The sequence below is a fragment of the Clostridioides sp. ZZV14-6009 genome, assembly GCF_020658095.1.
In the GTDB taxonomy this organism is placed as follows: Bacteria; Bacillota; Clostridia; order Peptostreptococcales; family Peptostreptococcaceae; genus Clostridioides.
The window spans coordinates 105909-131762 of the sequence record NZ_JAGWDG010000005.1 but is presented as its reverse complement, the minus strand read 5'-3'; the positions used below and the strand labels follow the sequence as shown (position 1 = coordinate 131762).

General features: G+C 27.9%; 21 protein-coding genes, 1 pseudogene and 1 riboswitch. Of the genes and pseudogenes, 19 read left to right on the top strand and 3 right to left on the bottom strand.

From position 1 onward, the window contains the following. Positions 1-13 precede the first annotated feature (13 nt). A complete protein-coding gene (locus KGF36_RS09185) occupies positions 14-748 on the top strand; it encodes an MBL fold metallo-hydrolase (protein ID WP_227827821.1) in 735 nt (244 codons plus the stop codon). A 235-nt stretch (positions 749-983) separates the two neighbouring features. On the opposite strand, the gene KGF36_RS09180 is transcribed toward KGF36_RS09185, so the two are convergent. Beyond that, positions 984-1880 (bottom strand): LysR family transcriptional regulator, encoded by an 897-nt coding sequence (locus tag KGF36_RS09180; RefSeq protein WP_227827820.1) that lies wholly within the window; start codon positions 1878-1880, stop codon positions 984-986. A gap of 190 nt (positions 1881-2070) precedes the next feature. On the opposite strand from KGF36_RS09180, the gene KGF36_RS09175 reads away from it, so the two are divergent. The 8 genes and pseudogenes from KGF36_RS09175 to guaA all read left to right on the top strand — a co-directional run bounded on the left by KGF36_RS09175 (position 2071) and on the right by guaA (position 12122). Continuing rightward, positions 2071-3102, top strand: a complete 1032-nt coding sequence (locus KGF36_RS09175) for a YeiH family protein (protein WP_227827819.1) — start codon at positions 2071-2073, stop codon at positions 3100-3102. 293 nt (positions 3103-3395) lie between these two features. Next, the gene (locus KGF36_RS09170) at positions 3396-4271 is read left to right on the top strand and encodes a DNA-3-methyladenine glycosylase family protein (RefSeq protein ID WP_227827818.1); all 876 of its coding nucleotides are present in this window, start codon (positions 3396-3398) and stop codon (positions 4269-4271) included. A gap of 19 nt (positions 4272-4290) precedes the next feature. Next, positions 4291-5781, top strand: coding sequence for a cardiolipin synthase (gene cls / locus KGF36_RS09165; RefSeq protein ID WP_227827817.1), 1491 nt, complete (start codon positions 4291-4293; stop codon positions 5779-5781). 192 nt (positions 5782-5973) lie between these two features. Beyond that, positions 5974-6258 carry a co-chaperone GroES gene (gene groES / locus KGF36_RS09160; protein ID WP_003420907.1) on the top strand — a complete coding sequence of 95 codons (285 nt, stop codon included), beginning with the start codon at positions 5974-5976 and terminating at the stop codon, positions 6256-6258. 32 nt (positions 6259-6290) lie between these two features. Beyond that, a complete protein-coding gene (gene groL / locus KGF36_RS09155; protein ID WP_227827816.1) occupies positions 6291-7919 on the top strand; it encodes a chaperonin GroEL in 1629 nt (542 codons plus the stop codon). Positions 7920-8185: 266 nt separating this feature from the next. Next, positions 8186-8926, top strand: a complete 741-nt coding sequence (larB, locus tag KGF36_RS09150) for a nickel pincer cofactor biosynthesis protein LarB (RefSeq protein ID WP_227827815.1) — start codon at positions 8186-8188, stop codon at positions 8924-8926. A gap of 47 nt (positions 8927-8973) precedes the next feature. Further along, positions 8974-10199: pseudogene (larC, locus tag KGF36_RS09145) on the top strand (nickel pincer cofactor biosynthesis protein LarC). A 59-nt stretch (positions 10200-10258) separates the two neighbouring features. Beyond that, a riboswitch (purine riboswitch) is annotated at positions 10259-10360 on the top strand. 223 nt (positions 10361-10583) lie between these two features. Further along, a complete protein-coding gene (gene guaA / locus KGF36_RS09140; RefSeq protein WP_227434621.1) occupies positions 10584-12122 on the top strand; it encodes a glutamine-hydrolyzing GMP synthase in 1539 nt (512 codons plus the stop codon). A gap of 192 nt (positions 12123-12314) precedes the next feature. Here the strand turns inward: guaA and KGF36_RS09135 are convergent, their stop codons facing one another. Beyond that, positions 12315-12794: a MarR family winged helix-turn-helix transcriptional regulator gene (locus KGF36_RS09135; protein WP_227827814.1), complete on the bottom strand. Its 480-nt coding sequence runs from the start codon at positions 12792-12794 to the stop codon at positions 12315-12317. Between the two features lie 161 nt (positions 12795-12955). Here KGF36_RS09135 and KGF36_RS09130 point away from each other — a divergent pair, with 161 nt between their 5' ends. Continuing rightward, a complete protein-coding gene (locus tag KGF36_RS09130) occupies positions 12956-13855 on the top strand; it encodes a hypothetical protein (RefSeq protein ID WP_227854683.1) in 900 nt (299 codons plus the stop codon). A gap of 168 nt (positions 13856-14023) precedes the next feature. Here the strand turns inward: KGF36_RS09130 and KGF36_RS09125 are convergent, their stop codons facing one another. Beyond that, complete coding sequence (locus KGF36_RS09125) at positions 14024-14857, bottom strand: serine aminopeptidase domain-containing protein (protein WP_227842653.1); 834 nt, start codon at positions 14855-14857, stop codon at positions 14024-14026. Between the two features lie 582 nt (positions 14858-15439). Between KGF36_RS09125 and KGF36_RS09120 the strand changes: the two genes are divergently transcribed. The 9 genes from KGF36_RS09120 (at position 15440) to purC (ending at position 25854) form a co-directional block, all read left to right on the top strand. Then, on the top strand, positions 15440-17683 hold the full coding sequence (locus tag KGF36_RS09120; protein ID WP_227854682.1) for a GGDEF domain-containing protein: 2244 nt from the start codon (positions 15440-15442) through the stop codon (positions 17681-17683). Positions 17684-18110: 427 nt separating this feature from the next. Beyond that, positions 18111-20141 (top strand): PTS sugar transporter subunit IIA, encoded by a 2031-nt coding sequence (locus KGF36_RS09115; RefSeq protein WP_227827810.1) that lies wholly within the window; start codon positions 18111-18113, stop codon positions 20139-20141. After that, positions 20138-20590 carry a fructose PTS transporter subunit IIA gene (locus KGF36_RS09110; RefSeq protein ID WP_227827809.1) on the top strand — a complete coding sequence of 151 codons (453 nt, stop codon included), beginning with the start codon at positions 20138-20140 and terminating at the stop codon, positions 20588-20590. Before KGF36_RS09115 ends, KGF36_RS09110 begins: the two co-directional genes overlap by 4 nt. Before the next feature lies 1 nt (position 20591). Further along, on the top strand, positions 20592-21647 hold the full coding sequence (locus KGF36_RS09105) for a PTS fructose transporter subunit EIIC (protein WP_227827808.1): 1056 nt from the start codon (positions 20592-20594) through the stop codon (positions 21645-21647). A 78-nt stretch (positions 21648-21725) separates the two neighbouring features. Beyond that, positions 21726-22034 carry a PTS fructose-like transporter subunit IIB gene (locus tag KGF36_RS09100; RefSeq protein ID WP_227827807.1) on the top strand — a complete coding sequence of 103 codons (309 nt, stop codon included), beginning with the start codon at positions 21726-21728 and terminating at the stop codon, positions 22032-22034. Positions 22035-22138: 104 nt separating this feature from the next. Further along, positions 22139-23404, top strand: coding sequence for a class II D-tagatose-bisphosphate aldolase non-catalytic subunit (locus tag KGF36_RS09095; protein WP_227827806.1), 1266 nt, complete (start codon positions 22139-22141; stop codon positions 23402-23404). Positions 23405-23491: 87 nt separating this feature from the next. After that, positions 23492-24202 carry an HAD family hydrolase gene (locus KGF36_RS09090; protein ID WP_227827805.1) on the top strand — a complete coding sequence of 237 codons (711 nt, stop codon included), beginning with the start codon at positions 23492-23494 and terminating at the stop codon, positions 24200-24202. 471 nt (positions 24203-24673) lie between these two features. Further along, positions 24674-25150 (top strand): 5-(carboxyamino)imidazole ribonucleotide mutase, encoded by a 477-nt coding sequence (gene purE, locus KGF36_RS09085; protein WP_227827804.1) that lies wholly within the window; start codon positions 24674-24676, stop codon positions 25148-25150. 5 nt (positions 25151-25155) lie between these two features. After that, on the top strand, positions 25156-25854 hold the full coding sequence (purC, locus tag KGF36_RS09080; RefSeq protein ID WP_227452069.1) for a phosphoribosylaminoimidazolesuccinocarboxamide synthase: 699 nt from the start codon (positions 25156-25158) through the stop codon (positions 25852-25854).

Sequence of the window (25854 nt, the reverse complement as noted above, 5' to 3'; positions counted from 1 at the left end):
AAGGAGAAATATTATGAATTTGAAAAAAGGATTAGATATTTTAGAAATTCCATCAAGTATATTAGGTAAGGGTAAAGTTATATATATTCCAGTAATCTATACAGAAGATGAGGCAACCATTGTTGATACTGGACTTCCAGGTCAAGGAGAGTTAATAATTGATGCTCTTAATAAGAGTAATACAAGTTTTAATAAATTAAAAAATATCATAATAACTCACCATGATATAGACCATATAGGAAATATAAAATATTTAAGAGAAAAATCTAAAAATGATATAAAGGTATATGCATACAAAAGTGAAGTTAACTATATAACAGGTGAGGAAACGCCATTTAAACTTTGCATATTAGAGCAAGAGATAGATAATCTTAATGACAAAATGCTTGATATGTTAAATGCTATAAAACTTGGATTTAAGTCATCATATACTACAGTAGATGTATCTTTAAATAACCATGAGGTTTTACATTTAAGTGAAGAAGTAGAGGTTATACACACAGGTGGTCATACTAGGGGTCATATATGTCTTTATTTAAAGAAATCTAAAGTACTTATTGCTGGAGATTTATTAGAGATAAAAGATGGTAAACTTAGACCAGTTGATGTAATGCATAGTGACAAGCAAGAATTGATAAAAGCTATTAAGAAATTAAGTAACTATGATATAGAGGAAATAGTTTTTAGTCATGGTGGATTATATAAAAAAAATATAATTGAAACATTAAAAAATATAGTTATTGAATAATGTTACATGATTGAAAATACTTTCCAGCTCTTTATGAAAAATTTATCTATATAGTAATTAAATATGAGAAGGAAAGAAACAAAAAATGTATAAATAATTATTTACTTGATATTTTGAGAATAAAAATATTACTGGAATCAGAAATTTCCAGTAATATTGAGTAGGAAAAAATATATTTACACAAATCTATAAACATTCTCAAAAAACTTATAATTATTGTTAGTTTTAAATTATATTAATCTTCAATGCTATTTAAATTACTAAATATTTTTAACTCTTCAATGAAAATACTTGCTGCTTTTGATAAAGTTATATCTTTTGGAAAGATATATGAAAAATGTCTGTTATAGTTGCTTCCAAGTTCTATAACAGATAGTTCGTTATTTAAAACAGGTAAGCTTGTTACTAGATTAGATACTATTGTAATCCCTAAATTATTTCTAACTGATTCTTTGACAGCATAGTTACTTCCAAAGACCATCATACTTTTTGGAATAATTTCCTTAACACTTAAAAACATATCCAAATAATCTCTAGTACCAGAACCATCTTCTCTGACTATCCATTTCTGATTTTGAAGCTTATCAAAACTAAAATCTTTTAATAAAGGACTATTATATGGAAGTGCTAAAACCATCTTATCTTCAAAAAAATATTCTTGCATAAATGTGGGTGAAGAACAAGTCCCTTCGATAAGTCCAATATCTAAAATATAATCCTTAACATGAGAAGATACAATAGATGTATTTTCTATGAAAATTTCTATATCTATGTCAGGATACTTTTGAGAAAATAGTGCAAGAAAATTAGGAAGAATATATTCTCCAATAGTTAAACTTGCGCCAATCTTTAAACGTCCAGTTATAGCATCTGAAACCTGATTTACATCATGATATGTAACACTTAAAAGATTTAGTATTTCCTTGGCTCTTTTATATAATATTTGTCCACTTTCTGTGATAAAAATAGTTTTCTGTTTAATAGACCTATTTATAAGCACAACTTTAAAGTAATTTTCTAAGTTTTTAATATGTTTACTTACACTTGGTTGTGATAAATTTAGATATTCACCAGCCTTGGTGAAATTTTTATATTCAACAACAGCCACAAACGTTTTTAATTCTTCAAACAATTTTTTATATCTCCTTTGCATAACAAAAATTTTGTATTTTTTATAAGTTACTTACAGATAATTGTAATATATACATTAATCATTAAAAATATTAATCATTACGATATTATATATTTATTTTACTTATGGTTATTACAATTATATACTATTATTGTAAAGAAAACTATATTAATTGGAAGGTAGGTATATTATGTTAAAAAATAAAAGTAGTTTTACATTAAAGAATATAAAAGAAATATTACCTGGATTGTTTGTATCAGTATTAGTAGGTTATATTAGTATATTTATTTCGACATTAATACCTAAGGTAGGAGCAGCATCAATCTCTATATTTTTGGGTATGTTTGTAGGAAATTTATTTTTAAACCAGAAAGTATTTCAAAAGGGTTATAAATTTTCAGAAACAGATTTGCTATCATATTCAATAGTATTATTAGGAGCAACACTTAGTATATCTACTCTAATAGATTTAAAGATTTCAGGTATATTGTTTATAATATTACAAATGACAATAACAATAGTATCAGCACTTTATATAGGTAAAAAGCTAGGTTTTGGTGAAAACTTTAGATTTCTTATGGCAAGTGGAAATGCAGTATGTGGTTCTTCTGCTATAGCAGCAACAGTTCCAGTAGTTAATGCTACAGACAAAGAAAAAGGAATAGCAATAACTATTGTAAATGTTACTGGTATATTTCTTATGTTTTTACTTCCAATAATATCTCAATTCTTATATAGTCATGAACTTGTAAAAACATCAGCAATGATAGGTGGTACATTACAATCAATTGGTCAAGTTGTGGCAAGTGGAGCTATAGTTGGGGAAAATGTAAAGGATTTAGCAACTATTTTCAAAATAATGAGAGTAATATTCTTAGTTGTAGTTGTTTTAGTATTTGGTCATTTGAAAAATAAGTCTAACAGTGAAATTATTGAAGAAGAAAAAGATGAAATAAAAAAGAAAAAAATAAATATACCATGGTATGTAATTGGTTTTTTCATAACTTGTGCACTTTTTTCAATTAATATCATACCAAAAGAAGTATCTGTATTGTGCAAAGAAATAAGTAATAAATTTGAAATAATAGCACTAGCAGCAATTGGATTAAAAGTTAATGTAAAAGACTTAGTAAGACAAGGTAAAGCAGTTTCTTTATATGGTTTATTTGTAGGAACAGTACAAGTTATATCAGCGATAGTTTTGATAAAGATATTTATATAGAATAAAAGTATTGATTATAATATCAATCTACTTAATCAAAATAATATGTTATTAATAATCGATAATATAAATAAAAAATGAATTCTAATAAGCGTAGATGGGTATAAGCTTATTGGAGTTCATTTTTTATTTATAGTGAAAATTTAAAGTAAAATATTATTTTACATAATAATAACATTATAAATTTTGAAATTAGTTATCTTTGTGTTAAAATAAGAAAAATGCACATATCACAGTTAAGTATTTAAGCAGATAAATAAAATAAAAATATAAATATTAAGGAGATTTTTTATATGAATGTTTATGAAAAGAATAATGTAGTTATACTAGAAGGAGTAACAGATTTTGATCCAAAACATATATTTGAGTGTGGTCAATGTTTTAGATGGCAAAAGCAAGAAGATGGCTCATACACAGGAGTTGCGAAAGGTAGAATATTAAATGTAAAAAAAGAAGATGATAAAGTATATTTAAATAATACAAATTTAGAGGAGTTTAATAGTATTTGGTATAATTACTTTGATTTAGGGACTGATTATACAGAAATAAAAAACAATCTAAAAAGTATGGATGAATATTTAAATAAAGCTACTGAATTTGGATGGGGAATAAGAATATTGAGACAAGATGGATGGGAAATGCTTATATCATTCATAATTTCTTCTAATAATAGAATTCCTATGATACAAAGAGCTATAGAAAACTTATCAAAAAGTTTTGGTAAATACATAGGTGAGTATGAAGGTAAAGAATACTATGCATTTCCAACACCAGAAGAGTTAAATAAAGCCTCACAAGAGCAAATAAGAGCATGTCAAACAGGTTTTAGAGACAAGTACATAAAGAGTACTACACAAGCTGTTATAGAAAATAATGATAAGGTATCTGAATATGTAAATCTAAGTACAGATGATTGTAGAAAAGAGCTTTTAAAATTTAATGGAGTAGGTCCAAAGGTATGTGATTGTATTGCGTTATTTGGCATGCAAAAATATGATTCTTTTCCAGTTGATGTATGGGTTAAGAGAGTTATGCAAGAGTTCTACATAAATGAAGATATGAGTTTACCTAAAATGAGAACTTATGGGATTGATAAATTTGGAGAAATGTCTGGATTTGCACAACAATATCTATTTTACTATGCAAGAGAGCTTGGTATAGGAAAATAGACTTAAGGGGGAAGGAATTATGGGAGTGATAGGCACAATATTTCTGTTCTATTTAATTATATCATATCTAGCTGGAGCCATAATTTCTGTAATTATATTACTTGAAAATAGAGATCCTGCAAAAACCATGTCTTGGTTATTGATGTTTATCATATTTCCTGGGATAGGGTTAATTATATATGCTATTTCGGGTAGAAATATTAGAAAACGAAAATTATTTAAAACTCAAAAACTAGCTAATAATATAAAAGAAAAGAAACTTTTTGATACATTAGAAAAGATAACAGAAATTGTTGAACTAGAAAAAGAATCTATAAGGCAAAATAAGCTTTTAAGAGATGAAGAAGATGGTAGCTATAGAAAAAGAGTCATAAGCATGCTACTAAAGACTGGGATGTTTCCATTTACTAAAAACAATAAAGTAGATGTTTTTGTAGATGGAAATGAAAAATTTAAGAGACTTATAGAAGATATAAGAGAAGCTAAAGACCATATTCATTTAGAGTACTTTATAATCAAAGACAGTGAAATAGGTAGGGTGTTAAAAGAAGAACTTATAAAAAAAGCTAAGGAAGGTATTAAAATAAGAATTTTATATGATGATGTAGGGTGTTGGAGATTTTGGTTTAATAGAAAATTTTTCCGAGAAATGAGAGAAGTAGGTATAGAAATAGCAGCTTTTTTACCTACAAAATTCCCTATAATAGGAGGAAAGTTAAACTATAGGAATCATAGAAAAATTGTTGTTATTGATGGAATAATTGGATATACAGGTGGAATAAATATAGGAGATGAATATTTAGGAAAAAATGAGAAGTTTGGGTATTGGAGAGATACTCATATTAGAATTAAAGGAATTTCTGTATATATGCTTCAAATGACATTTTTGATTGATTGGTATTATACAACAAAAGAGGTTTTAGTCACTAAAAATTACTTTCCAAGTGTCGGAAATGTAGGTGAAAGTATGATACAAGTGGTAGCTAGCGGACCAGATAGTGATTGGGAAGACATTCATTATGCTTATTTTTCTGCTATATGTCAAGCTAAACAAAATGTTTATATAGAAACTCCATACTTTATTCCGGATGAGAGTCTGCTGAAAGCTATAAAAAGTGCTGCACTTAGTGGTGTAGATGTAAGAATAATATTTCCTAAAATTGCAGACCACAAAATAGTTAATATAGCATCTTATTCATATTTTGAAGAAATATTAAGAGCAGGTGGTAAAGTCTATTTGTATAAAAAAGGATTTATACATTCCAAAGTAGTAATAATAGATGATAAAATTGCTTCTGCGGGTACAGCAAACATGGACTTAAGAAGTTTTATGCTCAACTTTGAAGTGAATGCTTTTATTTATGATGAAGATGTTATCAAGGTAATGACAGATGATTTCTTTGAAGATTTAAGTCATTGTGAAGAGCTTAATTTAGAGGTATTCATGAACAGAAATATTGTACAAAAAATTAAAGAATCTGTAGCCAGATTATTTTCACCAATATTATAAAAAATTATTAAAAAAGGTATTGAAAATTATGTGTGATTGGTATATTATAATAATTGTTAGCACTCTAGTAGATAGAGTGATAATAAATAAAAAGTATATATATAAATCTACATACAAAAGTAGTATTAATTTAAAAATAACTAAAAACATAGGCAAACTAGTCTATACTTAATATTTTAGGAGGCGTGAATAATGAAAATAAGACCATTAGCTGACAGAGTAGTAATTAAAAAAGTAGAAGCAGAAGAAAAGACTGCAAGTGGAATAGTTTTACCAGGAGCAGCTAAAGAGCAACCTCAAATAGCTGAAGTTGTAGAAGTTGGACCAGGTGGAATAGTTGAAGGAAAAGAAATAAAGATGGAATTGACAGTTGGAGACAAAGTTATATTCCAAAAATATTCTGGAACAGAAGTTAAAATAGAAGGGCAAGAATATACAATACTAAGACAAAGTGATGTATTAGCTGTTATTGAATAAATATAGAATAAATTTATTAGGAGGGGTTTAAAATGGCTAAAGAAATTAAATTTTCAGAGGAAGCAAGAAGAGCTTTAGAAGCTGGTGTAAATAAATTAGCAGATACAGTAAAAGTAACATTAGGACCTAAAGGAAGAAATGTTATATTAGATAAAAAATTTGGTTCTCCACTTATAACTAATGATGGTGTAACTATAGCAAAAGAAATAGAATTAGAAGATAGATTTGAAAATATGGGAGCTCAGTTAGTTAAAGAAGTAGCAACTAAAACTAACGACGTAGCTGGAGATGGTACTACAACTGCTACAGTTTTAGCACAAGCTATAATCAGAGAAGGTTTAAAAAATGTAACAGCAGGTGCTAACCCAATACTTTTAAGAAAAGGAATACAAAAAGCAGTAACAGTAGCAGTAGAAGAATTAAAAAATCAATCAAGAATAGTAGAAACACAAGAAGCTATATCTCAAGTTGCTTCTATATCTGCTGGTGATGAAGAAGTTGGAAAATTAATAGCAGAAGCTATGGAAATAGTAGGTAAAGATGGAGTTATAACTGTTGAAGAATCTCAAACTATGAATACTGAATTGGATGCTGTTGAAGGTATGCAATTTGACAGAGGATTCGTTTCTGCATATATGGTTACAGATGTAGACAAGATGGAAGCAGTTTTAAACGACCCATATATATTAATTACTGATAAAAAAATATCTAACATACAAGAACTATTACCAATTCTTGAACAAATAGTTCAACAAGGTAAAAAGCTACTAATAATCGCTGAAGATGTAGAAGGTGAAGCATTATCTACATTAGTTGTTAATAAATTAAGAGGAACATTTGATGTAGTAGCAGTTAAAGCTCCAGGATTTGGAGATAGAAGAAAAGAAATGCTTCAAGATATAGCTATACTTACAGGTGGTCAAGTAATATCAGAAGAATTAGGATATGATTTAAAAGAAGCTGATTTATCTATGTTAGGTAGAGCTTCATCTGTTAAAGTAACTAAAGAAAATACTACAATAGTAGATGGTTCTGGAGATAAAAAAGCTATAGAAGATAGAGTAAATCAAATCAAACATCAAGTAGAGCAAACTACTTCAGATTTTGATAGAGAAAAATTAATGGAAAGATTAGCTAAGCTTGCTGGTGGGGTAGCTGTTGTAAAAGTTGGAGCTGCTACAGAGGTTGAGTTAAAAGAACGAAAATTAAGAATAGAAGATGCTCTTAATGCAACTAGAGCTGCTGTAGAAGAAGGAATAGTAGCTGGTGGAGGAACTGCTTTTGTTAGTGTTATACCAGCAATAGGAACACTAGTTGATAGTTTAACTGGAGAAGTTAAACTAGGAGCTCAAATAGTTAAAAAAGCATTAGAAGAACCATTAAGACAAATAGCTATAAATGCTGGTCTTGAAGGTGCTGTAATTGTACAAAATGTTGTTAATGCTGAAGCAGAAACTGGATTTGATGCTTTAAATGAAACATATGTAAATATGATAGAAGCTGGTATAGTTGACCCAACTAAAGTTAGTAGAAGTGCTTTACAAAATGCTGCATCAATAGCAAGTACTTTCTTAACTACTGAAGCTGCTGTTGCTGACCTTCCTGAAAAAGAAGATGTAGGAATGCCAGGAATGGGTGGCGGTATGCCAGGAATGATGTAATCTTAAAATATTTAAAAATATAAATTTTAAGATAGAGAACTATTTTGACTTAGATTTTAATATCTAAGTTGAAATAGTTCTTTTGTATATATCTAATTTTTTATGTATTTACAACTTTAATATATATATTTGGATAATTAGTATCTAGACTATAATAATATCTTTGAAGTGGTATTGTTATTTTTTAGGTTATGATGTTAGATATATATTAATTAAGGTATAATTGTTGGTAGAGAATAAATCAAAGTTTAAAAGGATGCGATAATATGGATTTAAGAAAATTGCTTGAACAGGTTAAAAATGAAAACATTGATATAGATGTTGCATTAGAACAATTAAAAGATTTACCCTATGAAGACCTTGGATATGCAAATATAGACCATCATAGAGAATTAAGAAATGGATATCCAGAAGTAATTTATTGTGAAGGTAAAAGTGATGAACATATTTTAGGAATTATTGATAAAATGAATCAAAAAGGTTCTAATATATTGGGGACAAGATGTAGAAAAGAAACATTTTTAAAAGTTAAAGAAATTTATAGTCATGCTGAATATGAGGAATTATCTAAAATTCTTAAAATTCAAAATCATGTTATAGAGAATGTTGGAAAAGGCAAAATTGTAATTGCAACAGGAGGAACTTCTGATATACCAGTAGCAGATGAAGCATATTATACAGCTAAATTTTTAGGTAATGATGTTGATAGAATATATGATGTTGGAGTGGCTGGTATACATAGACTTTTAAATAAGAGACATAAAATAGATAGTGCCAGGGTAGTAGTAGCTGTTGCAGGAATGGAAGGTGCACTTGCAAGTGTAATTGGAGGTCTAGTTGATGTTCCAGTAATAGCTGTCCCAACATCTGTCGGATATGGAGCCAATTTTGGAGGATTAGCAGCATTATTGGCTATGTTAAATAGTTGTGCGTCTGGAATATCTGTTGTAAATATTGATAATGGTTTTGGAGCAGGATATTTGGCAGCTATGATAAACAAATTATAATAAATATATTGATATAAATTAGACATAAATTATACGATATTAATCTAATGTTTATTAGATTTTTCATTATTAAAACTGAGGAGAAATATATGAGTGAAAAAATACTTTATTTTGATATAGTAAGTGGTATATCAGGGGATATGACCCTTGCAAGCTTATTAAATTTAGGTGTACCTAAGGAAATTTTTTTGGAGGAAATTCATAAACTAAAAATGAGCGATGAATTTAATATAAATATAAGCTCAAAAAATGAAAGTGGAATATCAGGTACAACAGTAAAAGTAATTACGAAAGAAACACATATTCACAGGAATTTAGTGGATATATTTGAAATTATAGATGAAAGTGATTTAAATGAAAATGTAAAATCTAATGCTAAAAAAATATTTATGGTAATTGGAGAAGCAGAAGCAAAGGTTCATGGAACTACGATAGATAAGATACACTTCCATGAGGTAGGGGCTATAGATTCAATTGTAGATATCGTAGGAGCATCTATATTAGTTGATTTACTTTGTATAGATAAGATTTATTCTAGTACAGTGTCTGTTGGCTCAGGATTTGTAAAATGTGACCATGGAGTCATGCCTGTACCTGCACCTGCAACTATGGAAATATTAAGAGGTGTACCAATTAAATTAAATAATGTAAGAGGAGAATGTACAACTCCAACAGGAGCTGCAATAATAAAAGTTCTGTGTGATGAGTTTATAGAGGATTTTGAGTTTTCTCCAATACAAATTGGATATGGAATAGGTCATAAGAAATTTGAAGTACCTAATATGCTAAGAACAGTATTAGGCGAAAAAAAAAAGAAGAATTAATTTATGAAATTAGTGCAAATATCGATGATATGTCTTCGGAAGTATATTCTTATTTGTATGAAAAAATATTAGACGAGAAAGCGTTAGATATTTATACAGAAAGCATTTATATGAAAAAGAATAGACCTGCAACGAAAATATCGATTTTATGTAATAAAGTAGATTTAGAAAAATTTATTGAAATATTGCTTTTAGAAACTAGCACTTTTGGAGTACGATATAATGCGTACAACAGAGAAATTTTAGATAGAAAGTTTGTAAAATTAGATACAGAATATGGATTAGTTACAATAAAACTAGGGTATTACAAAGATAAATTAGTTAAAGCTACTCCAGAATATAATGAATGTAAAACTATAGCAAAAAATGAAGATATTCCTATAAAAAAAGTGTTTGCTGATATAAATTTTAGAATAAAAGAAGAATTTAGTGAAAACTTATTGACATAAGTAATAAATTTTGATAAATTAATACTCAGCCTTAATAAATAAAAGTAAACAGAAAAAAATATATAAAATATAAACTCACTCGTATATGCTCAGAGATATGGTCTGAGAGTCTCTACCAAGATACCGTAAATATCTTGACTATGAGTGAAATTATTATACCAAAAGACCTAGTTAAGTAAATGTGTAGGCTGAGTTATACTCCCTATGTGTTGGCTATAAGATAAGGGTCATTTTGGAAGCCTGTATAGTAATTTCACTTTTGTTAGAAATTATGGAAGTTACTATACAGGTTTTTTGTGTAAAAAGATTTAATATAATTTAGACTGTATTGTGTTAAAATAAATATATATAAAAACTATATTATACAAGGAGAGATGTAAATTTATGAAACATGAATTAGTACTTGTAATAGATTTTGGAGGTCAATATAATCAGTTAATAGCTAGAAGAGTTAGAGAAAACAATGTATATTGTGAAATACTTCCATGTACTGCAAGCATAGAAAGAATAAAAGCAAAAAATCCTAAAGGGATAATATTTACAGGTGGGCCAAATAGTGCATACTTAGAGGATTCTCCAACAATATCAAAAGAAATATTTGAACTAGGAGTACCAATACTTGGTATATGTTATGGAGTTCAAATAATGTCTCATGTATTAGGTGGAGTTGTAAGAAAAGGCAACAAACAAGAAAAAGAATATGGAAAAACATCTATAACTTATGGAAAATCATCATTATTTGAAGGGATTACTACAAATAGTGTTTGGATGAGTCATACTGATTTAATAGAAAAGGCTCCAGAAGGATTTACTATAGTTGCAAACACTAAAGATTGTCCAGTAGCTGCTATGGAAAATGTAGAACAAAAACTATATGGAGTTCAATTCCATCCAGAAGTAGAACATTGTTTAGAAGGGGATAAGATACTTAAAAATTTCTTATACAATGTATGTGAAGTAAAAGGTGACTGGACTACAGATTCATTTATAGAAGATAAAATAAAAGAATTAAAAGAAAAAATAGGCGACAAAAAAGCTTTATGTGCTTTAAGTGGAGGCGTTGACTCTTCTGTTGCCGCAGTTCTTATTCATAGAGCAATTGGGGATAACTTGACTTGTATATTTGTTGACCATGGTTTGCTTAGAAAAAATGAAGGAGACGATGTAGAAAGAATATTCAGAGAGAAATTCGATATAAATTTAATAAGAGTTAATGCAGAAGATAGATTCTTATCTAAATTAAAAGGAATTTCTGAGCCAGAAGCTAAGAGAAAGATAATTGGTGAAGAATTTATAAGAGTATTTGAAGAAGAATCAAATAAATTAGGAAAAATGGATTTCTTAGTTCAAGGAACAATTTATCCAGATGTTATAGAAAGTGGACATGGAAATGGTGCTGCTACTATAAAATCTCACCATAATGTTGGTGGAATTCCTGAAGATGTAGATTTCCAAGAAATAGTTGAGCCATTAAGAGAACTATTTAAGGATGAAGTTAGAAAAATAGGATTAGAGCTTGGTATAGAAGAAGGATTAATATTTAGACATCCTTTCCCAGGGCCAGGTCTTGGAATAAGAGTTATAGGTGATGTAACTAAAGAAAAATGTGATATATTAAGAGAAGCAGATGCTGTTTATATGGACGAGCTTAGAAAAGCTGGTTTATATAGAGAAATATGGCAAGCTTTTGCAACATTACCAGATGTTAAGACTGTTGGAGTTATGGGAGATGAAAGAACATATGCTTATTTAGTTGGTTTAAGAGCAGTTACTTCTTCTGATGGAATGACTTCTGACTGGTATAAGATGCCTTATGATGTTTTAGAGAAAATTTCTAATAGAATAATCAATGAAGTTGATGGAGTAAATAGAGTAGTTTATGATATAACTTCTAAACCACCTGGAACAATAGAGTGGGAATAGTTAATAGTAAGCTAGAAGGCCTTTAAATAGGGCATTTCTAGCTCTTTTTCTGTCCATTTTTTACGTGTTTTCATACATATCATGCTGTATAACTATTCTTTTAGGTTATATTTATGTTTTTAACGGAATGCGTAAAATTCAAAGTCATAATATATCTTAGTTGAGCTAGACTTTGTGCTATAAATAATTATTTTACTCATAATGTTTTTCTTCTCTTTCAACTCCTGTATATAGTTTTGTAATCATTTGATAAAACAGACTGATTTCTTCATTTGAATAATCTTGAAATATATTGTTTAATTTCTCAGTATGGAGTTCCTGTACTTTTTGTGAATATTCATCTGCTTTTTTTGTTAATACAATAGAAGTATTTCTTTTATTATTGGGTTCATGCTCAATAGCTATAAATCCTTTGCTTTCAAGAGAAACAGCTAGTTTTTTTATATTTTGACGTGAAGACCCTAAGAGTTTTCCAAGATAAGTAAAAGTAGTTTTTTCATCAGCATGCTTTACCATTGTAAGAAGCATAAATTGTTTTAAAGTAAGATGTTCATCTGCTTTATCAAAAATAGTTTGTAATCGGTTCTGTAAAATAAATATGCTTGCAAAAATACCTCGAACTTCATTATTTCTTTCACCACTAAAATTTTTAATCATATTTTTAATTTGCATAAGATATTCCTTTCATGTGAAATCTACTATTTACATTATAGTAATAAGTTGCTATAGTGTAAATAGTAACTTATTACTATAATTTACACAAGGTATTTTTCAGTTGACTTAACTAACAACACTCAGAATCTTTAAATACTTTACCTTAGGGAGGAAATCAAATGATAAAGAAAAAACAAATGACCTGGCTAAATATTTCAGCAACCATTATATTCATACTATTGCTAATCATTACAGTTTGTGGAATATTTTCATTCTCTATAGATAATAAATATGAGGCAATAAACCTATATGGGCAAGTTATTGAGATGTATGGTACAGGTATCTATCAATATGACTCATATTTCAAGGCACCTATATTGATAGGTTCAGACTTAGTAATGTTTTTAATTGTTGTTCCAGTTATTGGTTCATACATATTTCGTGATATAGATACAGTAGAACAAAAAACAAATTTTCTCACAATTCTAGGTATCGTTTTGTATTATGCTTTTAGTATTTCGTTTGGTGTTGCACATAATCAGTTACAACTAGTATATATTTTGTTAACTTCAATTTCATTTTTCACTCTATTTACTTTACTGATGGATATTTATGGAATATCACTTTGCTATAACTGTTCTTTCCATTTAAGAAAGGTAGAATACATGTTTTTGATATTAGCAGGTACTTCAAATATTGTTGCATGGTTACCAGATGTATTACATTCATTATTTACAAGTAGTACACTTGAGAGAATAGAAATGTATACTACAGAAATTACTTATGTGCTTGATATGGGAATTATTAGCCCTTTGGTTTTTATTATTATTTATCTATTAATAAAAAAGAAAAGCTATATTTCATTAGTTTTATATAGAATGATATTAGTAACATTAAAAGTTATTGGGGTAATGCTTCCAATACAAACTCTTGTACAGCTACGAGCAGGCATTTATATTCCAATTCCTGAATTGGTTACGAAAGTTGCTATTTTTGTGACACTTGCGATAATCTCTATCTATTTTGATAAGTTAAATAAAAAAAGAATTATAGTGATTCTGTCAAATAATAATTTTTAGTTTCACAGGATGCAAGCTCAAAACAAGTAGAATATATCATGGTAGATTGTTTTTATCATATGAATTTTAAAAGGTAGATGTCGTAATGACTTATACCTCTTACTCAGTTTACTTTATTATATATTAATCATTAAACTTGAATTTTATGTTTAGTATTTTTGTTGTATTCTATTGATTTTCTATAAACCACTCATATACTGTCTGACAAAACTTTTCACTATTTAAATAGTAGCTATTATGAACATCATCAATTTCAACAAGCTTCTTTTTACAGCTCAACGAATTATAATAGCTATCAAAATACTTAGGTTTGAAATATCTGTCATGAAGCGTTTTAAAAACAAGTGTTGGAATATTAACTCCATTTTTTATTACACTATCTTGTGCGACAAAACATTCTAACATTGTATTCATTACCTTTGTGCTATTTTTCCAAATATTAGGGTTGTCTTGCTCAATCATTTTGTAAAACGCATTATCATGGGCTTCATTATAACCTTCATATTTAGGTGGTTTTACTGTTATATGAAAATTAGGAAGGAGTTTGAGGAAAAAGTTTAATAATTTAACAGTGGGATAAGAATAACCTACCCCTGACGTATTTTTATAATCAACACAGGCAAACTGGGCAAAACTTTTTAACTTATTACTTGTACATGCATAATACTGTGCAAACATGCCACCAATACCTGCATTTCCGTATAGATGTATGTTGGAAGAATAATTCTTTTCTATATACGCAATGACAGAGTCTAAGTCTTTTACAATTGAATTACGTGAAAAATCTTTTTCATTACCACCGCTTTTACCTGTTCCTGAAAAATCAAAGGCAAAGACATTTACATCATATTGCGAAAGAGGTTCGTATGCTAACTGTAAATCAAGCGTAGTTACAATAGGAGTATGTGTAACAATAATATTCGTAGATGATTTTCCACTAATGAATGAATTACAAAAAATCACTGTATTTCCGTTTGGTATTTTTATATGTTGCCAACTCACTTACTTTTCCTCTCTTTCATATGTAAAATATTAGAATAATAAAATTATAAATTATTTATTGGTCATATTTTATCACAGTTACATATTAAAGTCATTTATTTTTTAGTTGTATTATAATATTAATAATAAAGCAGTATATTAGAATGAAATTTATATAGTGAAATTCATATAATAAAATTTATTTTCAGGATAATTAAAAACTACCTTTTAATTTTAGATTAAAATCTTGATATTTTTACAAAGGTAGTAGAGCAAAGAATAGTCTCTGTACATTATGATAAGCTATTGTTTTACTATTGTTGATATTAAGGATATAGAATTTGTTAGTATTGAATAAATAGAAATATAAATTTAGATTATGAATTTTATTTTTAAACAATATTCTACAATAATATAATAGAAAATATTACATAAATAAAATGAATAAAGAGATTATCCGTGAATTATTATTGGAATATAAAGGAGTTTTGTTGAATATTGGTAAATAGAATATTATAATATAGTGTGGATAGATTTTTAGTAATAAAATTTGTAGAGTTAGTATTTATACTAAAAATGGACTTATAATTTGGAGGACAAAAAATGAAATTATCAAGGTACGAAAAAAACAATATGGTTTTGTCTATAATTTTATGTGCACTTATTATTTCAATTCTTGTAATTACTGTTTTTACTACTGTAAAACTGTACAACATATCTAATAAGCAAACTAAAAACTATTTAAACGATGTATCTACACAAATTGTATCAAATGTTGACAATCAAATTGAGTTTATTTTGTCTGATTTAAGACTAATGGCAGATTTTATTAAACAATATGAAGGCGATAGTCGATATGATTACTTAGCAAAAAGAAAAACTAGTTATGAATATTCTGATATTGGGATAATTGATTTAAAAGGTGAAGCAGAGTTTTTAAGTGGAAAAAAATTGGACTTAGAGAATACTGTTTCATATAAAAAGGGAATAGAAGGTAAAGAATATACAGAACTTATAGAGTCACTAGACGTTGTACTCTACAGTGTACCTATATTTGATGATAAACATGAGGTATCTAGTATTTTAGTCGGCGTTTCTCAAAAAGAAAGTGTGAATAATATTCTTAGTATTGACAGTTTTAATGGAGAAGGAACTATTGAAATTGTTAATACTAAGGGGAAACCTCTCTTTATAGGTAAAAATAGTGAGTTGATAAAGGATATTAGTCATAAATATAGAGGTGCTATAAATGAGCATTGGGTTCCCAAAATGATGGATGACTTTAAGAGTGAAGAATCAGGAGAAATTATAATAACTTCATCAAAAAATGTAAAGTGTTTGCTAACTTATCATCCAGTAACAAAAGATTTAAATGATTGGTATTTTGTTCTTATAGTGCCTGAAGAAGCTGTTTTAGGTGAATTGAATAAATTAAACATTTTTACAATAATAATGACATTTATAATTATTTTTATTATTGGAATTATAACATGGATTTTATATACTATTAGAAGAAAATATATAAAACAAATCGAAGATATTGCTTATTTAGATAATATAACAAATGGTATTAATTCAACAAAATTTAGTATGTTAATAAAACCTTTAATTTCTAAATCTCCTGATAGCACCTACATGATGATAGCAATAAACATAAAAGATTTTAAGCTATTAAATGATTGTTTTGGTAGTGAAAAAGGAAATAATGCACTTAAATATATTTATAATGTATTGGAAAAGAATATTATTAATGATGAAGAGTTTGTATGTCGTCATGATGCAGACTTATTCTACCTATTTATAAAGAATCGAGCAGTATTAGAAGTTTTAGAATTATTGTATAAAATAGAAAATGAGATTAATTATTTTAATAAAGACAAAGAAAACCCATACTTTTTAAGAATATCAGTAGGTATTTACACTATTGAAAATCATAATGAAGATTTAATAACAATACAAGACCATGTAAATACAGCAAGAAAAAGTTTTAATAAAACTCATAAAAGTGATTTTAATTTTTATAGTGATATAGAAAAAAATAGATTGATATTTGAAAAGGAATTATCAAATTTAATGGAAAAGGCTCTTGCAGATAAAGAATTTTTTATATGCTTACAACCAAAGGTTGATATAAAAACTGGAAAAATTAGAGGTGCAGAGTCTCTTGTTCGTTGGAATAGTGTAGAAAAAGGAATGATTTATCCAAGTGATTTTGTTCCTCTTTTTGAAAAAAACGGATTTATATGTGAATTAGACTTGTATGTGCTTGAAGAAACATGTAAATTGATTTCTAAATGGATAAAAGAATGTAAAGAGTTATTAATAATTTCTGTTAATGTATCAAGGCAACATTTAAAGGATAAATTATTCTTAGAAAAATATGAGATGATATGTAATAAATATAATGTGCCTACATGGTTAATAGACTTAGAACTTACAGAATCTATTTTTTTAGAAAATTCAGAAGCAATTGACGTAATAGATGATATCCACAGTAAAGGATTTAAATGTTCTATAGATGATTTTGGATTTGGATATTCATCATTAGGGATATTAAAGGAGTTTAAAGTCGAGATAATTAAATTAGATCGTTCATTTTTTGTTAGTAAAAATAATATAGAACGTGGCAAAGTTGTTGTGGAATCTATTATTGAACTTAGCAGAAGGCTTGGTATGAAAGTAATTGCTGAAGGTATTGAAGAAGCTGAACAAGTACACTTCCTAAAAAGCATTGGATGTGATTATATTCAAGGTTATGTTTTCTCAAAGCCATTATCAATATCTGAGTTTGAAGAATTCACATATAATGATAATAAAATAAAAAATTTGAAAATATCTAATGATTAGAGTTCTAAAATAAAATATTTAGGCAAGTTATATAATTTAAATATATAGCTTGCCTTTTTTACTTGTATGATTAAATATTCAGATATAGTTTTACTTTTAAGTAAAACCTTTAACTATTGCCCATATAGTTATAGATATATAGTAGTTATCAATAAAGCGTTGAAAATACTATGTAATATTAAAATGTATTGTAATCAGTAGATGATATAAAGTTTTAAATATAAATATTATATTTTTTGATAAAAATATGTCTACAGATTTTGTAAAAACAATTTTCAAATATTGTAAGTTGTAGTTAAAGCTTTATTGTATTATTCTGAATATAGAAAGATAGTCACTATTTTTAGACATAAAAAAACTAAAATATACAGAATAACATAAAATTTGCAGTATTGATAACTCTAATTATTTTGAAAGGAGGGAAAATATGATAAGTGGAAGAATGTTACTCATTATGAATTTTCTAAAGGAAAAAGAGAAGACAAGTTATAGGGAGATTAGCCAACAACTAAGTATAGAAGAAAGAAAAGTTAGATATGACATAAATAATTTAAATATTGTTTTACAGTCACTAAAGAAACCATTAATACAAAAGATAAATAAAGGCGTATTAATTGTCCCCAAAGATTTCCAAGTAGTATATATAGATAATAATGACTATGTATTTTCTTTAACTGAGAGAGTATCTATTATGAAAATTATATCAATGTTTAAAATAGATAAGCTAAATTTAGAAAAGTTGAGCAAAGAATTCCAGGTTTCTAGAAGTTCAATTAAAAACGACCTTAATGTTTTATCAAATGAATTAGAAAGAAACAAAATAACTATCACATATGATAAGACTTTCAAAATAAGTGGAGATGAAAACACTATATATAAACAAAGACTAAGTATATTAAAATCATATTCTTACCTATTTGGTAAAGAAAAGTCTGATTTAAGTGTGTTTGAGCAGTATTTAGTGAAGATTATTGAACAAATATTCAAAGGAATTTCTTTGAATGATATATATAACTGGTCAACAGATTTACTTTCCCAAATGGATTGGACTTTAAACGATGAATCTTTTATGTGGTATGTTTCAAATATTTTTCTTTTTACATGGTACATACATTCAGATGAAAAACATCCTTTAGAATCTTCTTCATTAAGTGAGCCGTATTTTGAAAATAAGTTTGACCAAGAATTTGAACAAATCATTCAAAAGAAATTGACCAAAGAACAAATTTTATTGTTAAAAAGTTTTGTGTTTTTTACAAATAAATATGCAAGTTTAAATGAAGATATGGATTTGATTAGTACAGAAATAATAGTTCAAGATTTAATTTACAATATGTCAGAAATACTAAGTGTTGATTTCAAAGAAGATATGATTCTTTATAAAGGTTTGCTTAATCATATTGCTCCATTAATAGAAAGAATCAAACAAAACATACAAATCTATGAAGAACTATTCCATGTTATACCAGATAAATATCAATATGTACTTGAAGCTACTAAGGTTTCTATACAAAAGAATAGGATGTTAAATCAAATAAGAAATGAAAATGAAATAATACTTTTAGCAATACACTTTTTAGGAAGTGTACAAAGAAACGAGAGAAATAATTATAAAAATATATTATTAGTTTGTGGATTTGGATATGGTGTAATTGCTATGTTAAAAGATACTCTAATAAATGATTATCAAATAAATATATTGGACAGTATTCCAGCATATAAATTGCAAGATTATAAGGACTGGGAAAATATCGATTTCATTATAACAACATCAAAGATAGCTACAACTTTACCCAAAGTAGTTATTGAGATTAATCCATTTTTACAAGAAAACGATTATCTAAAACTTGAAGAAAAAGGAATAAAAAGAAAGAATGTCCTGACTAATTATATATCAATTAAAAAAAGGCTAGATTTCTTAGAAGAAGATGCTCAAAAAAGAGTGTTGAGTATCATATGGCAAGAGCTCGGATATAGTGATGAAAGGATATTATCTAGACAACTTAAATTAAGTGATTTAATAGGGGCTGATACTATCAACATAATTGATAAAGAAGTGAAGTGGGAAGATGCTGTTAAAATTAGTTCAAATATACTTGCTGATTGTGATTTTGTATCAACACAATATGCTGAGAATATTATAGATATTTTGAAAAATGTAGGTTTTTATGCTGTAAAAGATGAAGAGTTTGCTTTATTACATGGGAATGATAGTTCATTAGTTAAAGTGAGTTCAATAAGTTTACTAATATGTAAAGAGCCAATTAGTTTTGGTGATAAAAAGGTTAAAGTTATATTTTGTCTAGCAAGTAGAGATAAAAAAGAGCAAATTCCAGCAATAATTAATTTAACTAAAATGGTTTATAAGACTAATTTTATTAGTATGTTAGAAAGTGCAAGGACAAAAGAAGAAGCAGAAGGTTTAATTCATAAATATGAGGAGGAGGTCACTGTATGAGTAAATTAGTCAATGTAAAATGCTCATTCAAAATGAAAGCAGATTCAAAAGAAGAAGCTATTACATCATTAGTGGATGTAGTATCAAAAGAGGGGTATTTAAGAGATAAAAATCAATTTTTAGAAGATGTTTTAAAAAGAGAGGAAACATTATCAACATATATTGGGCATGGTATAGGTCTACCTCATAGTCAAAGTATAGGGGTCAAAGATTCTTGTATTACAATTGGAAAGCTTGATGTTCCTATTGAATGGACAGAAGAAGGTGAAAAAGTAGATTTGATATTTTTAATATCAGTAACAAAAGATAATGAGAATAATCTTCATTTAAAGATTTTATCAAAACTGGCACGTTTATTGATGCATGAGAGTTTTAGAAATCAAATTAGAGAGTCAGATGAACAGACAGTTTATAATCTTATAAAAGAAAAGATAGGGGAGGAAGATTAAAGTGAGGATTTTAAAGTTTTTACAAAAACATCTTATGACAGCAACATCATATATGATTCCATTTGTAGTTGCTGGGGGAATATTATTTGCTTTGTCAGTAACATTAAGTGGGCAAGCTGCTGTTCCTGAAACTGGATGGTTAGCTAAACTAAATCAAATTGGTGCTGCAGGTCTAGCTTTGTTTATCCCAATATTAGGTGGATATATAGCATTTAGTATGGCAGATAAACCAGGGCTAGCACCAGGTATGATAGGTGCATATTTAGCAAAAGAAGTAAATGCTGGTTTTATAGGTGGTATTATAGCAGGATTTATAGCAGGATTTGTTGTCTTACAACTAAAGAAAATAAAATTAGCTCCTACAATGAGAACTCTAGGTTCCATATTTATTTATCCTTTGCTTGGTACATTGATTACAGGTGGCATAATTGTATTTTTAATTGGAGAACCTATAGCTTCTTTTATGGCATGGATGACGAACTGGCTAAATGGAATGTCTGGTGTTTCAAAGATTCCTTTAGGGGGTATTTTGGGAGGAATGATAGCTTCTGATATGGGTGGCCCTATAAATAAAGTTGCTGCGACTTTTGCTCAAACACAAGTTGATACACTTCCATACTTAATGGGAGGGGTTGGCGTTGCGATTTGTATACCTCCAATTGGATTAGGGTTAGCAACATTATTATTCCCAAAAAAATTTAGTAAAGAAGAAAGAGATTCAGGAAAAGCATCACTTCTAATGGGGTGTGTTGGAATCACGGAAGGAGCTATTCCATTTGCAACAGCGGACCCTGTTAGAGTAATTCCTTGTATTATGGCTGGTTCAATTATTGGAAACATTATGGCTTTTTTATTAGGATGTTTAAATCATGCTCCTTGGGGAGGCTTGATAGTACTTCCAGTTGTTGATAACAGGTTGGGTTATATAGCATCTGTACTAACTGGAGCAGTTGTTGTCGCAATCTTGATGAAATTAGTAAAGAAAAATGTAAAGGAAGATGAAGAAATTGAAGAAGATATAGATGATTCTATTGAATTGATATTCGAAGAATTATAGATATATGAAATAATAAATTAGCTTATATAAAATTTTAAAAAAAGCATGTAGAACTATAAATTTAAAGGAGATGAAGATATGAAAATTGTAGCAGTAACATCTTGCCCTAGTGGAGTAGCACATACTTATATGTCAGCTGAATCACTTGAATTATCAGCAAAAAAATTTGGAATAGAAATAAAGGTTGAAACTCAAGGAAGTTCTGGAATAGATAATGAGTTGTCACCTAAGGAAATTGAAGAAGCAGCCTGTGTGATATTAACTAACGATGTTGAGATTAGAAATATGGAGCGTTTTAAAGGAAAGAAAGTAGTAAGAATGAGTGTGTCTGACATTATTAAAAAATCTGATGCATTAATTAAGAAAATAAAAGATACTTTTCAATAAAGTTTGATTTATTTTACATATAACATAAAGATGTTTTTATTGAAGATTTTATTAAAAATATCTTTAAAAACATCTTAAAAAATAGAATAAAAGGAGATATAGTAATGAAAAAATTACCAATAAAAACTGTCGTACAACGATTACTAGACTTACAAGAAGAGGGGAAAAGTGCAACACTTTTAGGGATTGGTCCTATGTCACCTAATTTGTTACAAGCGAGTTTTGAATTAGCGAAAGATGATGATTTTCCTTTAATGTTTATTGCCAGTAGAAATCAAGTAGATGCAGATGAGCTAGGTGGAGGCTATGTAAATGGTTGGAATCAAGAAACTTTCACAAGAGATATTAAGAGAATAGCTGATAAAGTTGGATTTGATGGTTTATATTACTTATGCAGAGACCATGGAGGGCCATGGCAAAGAGATAAAGAAAGAAATGACCATTTACCTGTTGACAAAGCTATGGAATTAGGAAAAAAATCTTATTTAGCTGATATTGAGGCAGGTTTTGATTTACTAATGATTGACCCTACAAAAGATCCATTTGAAATGGGGAAAGTGATTCCATTGGATATAGTCTTAGAACGAACTGTAGAATTAATTGAATATTGCGAAAAAGAAAGAAAAAGACTTAATTTTCCAGAGATAGGATATGAAGTTGGGACAGAGGAAACAAATGGAGGATTAACTTCAACTGAGACATATGAAACATTTATAACTAGATTAAAAGTTGAACTTGAAAAGAGAGATTTACCAATGCCAACATTTATAGTTGGTCAGACAGGGACTCTAACTAGAAAAACAGAACAAGTAGGAACTTTTAATTTTAAGAATGCTTATGATTTAGCTCAAATGGCTAAAAAGTATGGAGTTGGTTTAAAAGAACATAATGGAGATTATTTGGATGATGTGACTTTATTAGAGCATATACCATCTCAAATTATTGCGACAAATGTTGCTCCTCAATATGGTACTGAAGAGACTAGAGCATACTTAAAGCTAGCAGAAGTTGAAAGAAAACTAAAGGAAGAAGGATTAATTGAAAAAACTTCAAATATTAGACATGTTCTTCTTGTAGATGCTATTGAATGTGGACGTTGGAGAAAATGGGTAATGGGAGAACAAAAAAGTTTAACTACTGAAGAAATATTTAAGGATGAAGTACTATCTAATGAGATATTAGATATTGCAGGTCACTATACATTCAATAATGATGATGTTAAAAGAGAGATAGAAGTGCTTTATAGTAATTTAAGCAAAAATAACATTGATGGTCAAAGATTTGTTGTAGACCATATTAAGCGTCCTTTACGTGATTATGCAGAATGTTATAATCTAAAGGGTGTAACTACTAGAATTTTAAATAAATAATAGGACTTATAGTGGTAAGTATTGTTATACTAGGTATTTATAGTTATAATTATATTTACCACTATTAAATTTTGGAGGACTAATATTTTGATTAATTTAATTTTTGATGTAGATGATACTTTATACAATCAGTTAACACCTTTTTATATTGCATATGATAAAGTGTTTTCTTCAATAAAGAATGTTTCTGTTAAGGATTTATATATAAGTAGCAGAAAGTATAGTGATGAGGTATTTCATTTGACTGAGAGTGGAGAGATGCCAATTGAAAAAATGCATGTGTATAGAATAATGAAAGCTTTTGAAGAATTAGGAAATGCCATTACAGAAAAAGATGCTCAAAATTTTCAAGATGAGTATATATATCAGCAATCACAAATAACTTTAATACCAGAAATGGAGCAAGTTTTAAATTTTGCTAAAGAAAAAAATATTAATATGGGAATTATAACTAATGGACCATCTTCTCATCAAAGAATGAAATTAAAGCAATTAAATATTGAAAAGTGGGTTGATGAAGAGAATATTTTTATTTCTAGTGAAGTTGGTTTTTCTAAGCCAGATATTAATATTTTTAGATTGGCTGAGAAATTTATGAATTTAGATAAGGCAAATACATATTATGTAGGTGACTCTTACAAAAATGATGTAGTAGGTTCTAAAAAAGCTGGATGGAAGAGTATCTGGATGAATCATAGGAAACATAGGGTAGAGGAGTTGGTTTATAAACCTGACTTTATAATTTTGGATTATCAAGAAATACCATTATTGTACAAAAAATTATTTAAAGATATTTAACTATTAATAAGATATAAATTGATTGGTAAAATAAAATTAAAAACTAGATATTTTGTAAGTCAACAACTATAAAATTGTATATCCATGAATAAGGAAGATGATTTATGATAATCAACTTCCTTTTTTAGTATAGATTTTAATTTAAATATCTTATAGAAGTGAGTATCTTACTGAATTATGAATATTATAATTTAAAAAATATTATGTAAGTTTACTCTAAATTATATAAAATATATTTATTTATCAAAAAATAATAAATAAATGAAAAGTAATTTTGTTAGGTATCAAAAAAAGTAAATAAAGTTCGTGATGGGACGAATAAAAAAAATACAAGGAATATTTTTTTTAAAAAATTTCAAAAAAGAGTTGATAATATATGTATATTAATATAAAATTTAAGATGTATAATTCGTATAATAATGCGAATGATTTAAAGTTTAAAATAACTTATAAACGGAGAGGGGAAGTCTAATGAAAGTAGCAGTAGTTATGGGTTCAAAATCAGATTATCCAAAATTAGAAGAAGGGATAAAACTGCTTGAAAAATACGGAATAGAAGTTGTAGCAAGAGCATTATCTGCTCATAGAACACCAGAACAACTTTCAATATTCCTAAGAGAAATAGAAGATGATACAGATGTAATAATAGCAGCAGCAGGAAAAGCAGCACATCTACCAGGTGTAATAGCTTCACAAACTCTAATTCCAGTAATAGGATTGCCTATTAAATCATCAACTATGGATGGATTAGACTCACTTTTATCAATAGTTCAAATGCCAAAAGGAATACCAGTTGCAACAGTTACAATAGATTTAGGTTTAAATGCAGCTTTATTGGCATTACAAATAATGACTCTAAAATACCCAAAATTAAAAGAAGATTTGAAATCATATAGAGAAGAAATGGCACAAAAGGTGCTAGAAGACGACAAGAATTTAAGGGGGTAACAGAAATGTTATTATATGAAGGAAAAGCAAAACAAGTATATTCTACAGATAATGAAAATGAATATGTTGTTTATTATAAAGATGATGCAACAGCATTTAATGGAGAAAAAAAAGCAGAAATATCTTCAAAAGGTATACTAAATAATAAGATATCAACAATAATCTTTGAAATGTTAAAAGAAAATAATATAAATACACACTTTATAAAAAGTTTATCGGATAGAGAAATGTTAGTTAAGAAAGTAGAAATTTTACCATTAGAAGTGATAGTAAGAAATATTGCTGCTGGTTCTATTTGCAAAAGAGTTGGTCTTGAAGAAGGTGTAGTTTTCGATGAGCCAATCTTTGAAATAAGCTATAAAAATGATGATTATGGTGACCCAATGCTAAATGACGATTATGCAGTGGCAATGAAATTAGCAACTAGAGAAGAATTAAAATTCTTAAGAGAAGAAACTCTAAAAATAAATGAATTGCTAAAAGCATTCTTCTTAAAATTAAACCTAAAGTTAGTTGACTTTAAAATAGAATTTGGTAAAGATTCAGAAGGAAACATAATATTGGCAGATGAAGTATCACCAGACACTTGTAGACTTTGGGATGTAAACACAAATGAAAAATTAGACAAAGACAGATTTAGAAGAGACCTTGGAGACCTTGTAGAAGGTTATACGGAAGTACTTTCGAGAATGAATAATAAATAG

Coding starts and splice junctions, on each gene's coding strand:
- KGF36_RS09185 (WP_227827821.1), top strand. CDS start 14: ATGAATTTGAAAAAAGGATTAGATATTTTAGAAATTCCATCAAGTATA.
- KGF36_RS09175 (WP_227827819.1), top strand. CDS start 2,071: ATGTTAAAAAATAAAAGTAGTTTTACATTAAAGAATATAAAAGAAATA.
- KGF36_RS09170 (WP_227827818.1), top strand. CDS start 3,396: ATGAATGTTTATGAAAAGAATAATGTAGTTATACTAGAAGGAGTAACA.
- cls (WP_227827817.1), top strand. CDS start 4,291: ATGGGAGTGATAGGCACAATATTTCTGTTCTATTTAATTATATCATAT.
- groES (WP_003420907.1), top strand. CDS start 5,974: ATGAAAATAAGACCATTAGCTGACAGAGTAGTAATTAAAAAAGTAGAA.
- groL (WP_227827816.1), top strand. CDS start 6,291: ATGGCTAAAGAAATTAAATTTTCAGAGGAAGCAAGAAGAGCTTTAGAA.
- larB (WP_227827815.1), top strand. CDS start 8,186: ATGGATTTAAGAAAATTGCTTGAACAGGTTAAAAATGAAAACATTGAT.
- guaA (WP_227434621.1), top strand. CDS start 10,584: ATGAAACATGAATTAGTACTTGTAATAGATTTTGGAGGTCAATATAAT.
- KGF36_RS09135 (WP_227827814.1), bottom strand. CDS start 12,794: ATGCAAATTAAAAATATGATTAAAAATTTTAGTGGTGAAAGAAATAAT.
- KGF36_RS09130 (WP_227854683.1), top strand. CDS start 12,956: ATGATAAAGAAAAAACAAATGACCTGGCTAAATATTTCAGCAACCATT.
- KGF36_RS09120 (WP_227854682.1), top strand. CDS start 15,440: ATGAAATTATCAAGGTACGAAAAAAACAATATGGTTTTGTCTATAATT.
- KGF36_RS09115 (WP_227827810.1), top strand. CDS start 18,111: ATGATAAGTGGAAGAATGTTACTCATTATGAATTTTCTAAAGGAAAAA.
- KGF36_RS09110 (WP_227827809.1), top strand. CDS start 20,138: ATGAGTAAATTAGTCAATGTAAAATGCTCATTCAAAATGAAAGCAGAT.
- KGF36_RS09100 (WP_227827807.1), top strand. CDS start 21,726: ATGAAAATTGTAGCAGTAACATCTTGCCCTAGTGGAGTAGCACATACT.
- KGF36_RS09095 (WP_227827806.1), top strand. CDS start 22,139: ATGAAAAAATTACCAATAAAAACTGTCGTACAACGATTACTAGACTTA.
- purE (WP_227827804.1), top strand. CDS start 24,674: ATGAAAGTAGCAGTAGTTATGGGTTCAAAATCAGATTATCCAAAATTA.
- purC (WP_227452069.1), top strand. CDS start 25,156: ATGTTATTATATGAAGGAAAAGCAAAACAAGTATATTCTACAGATAAT.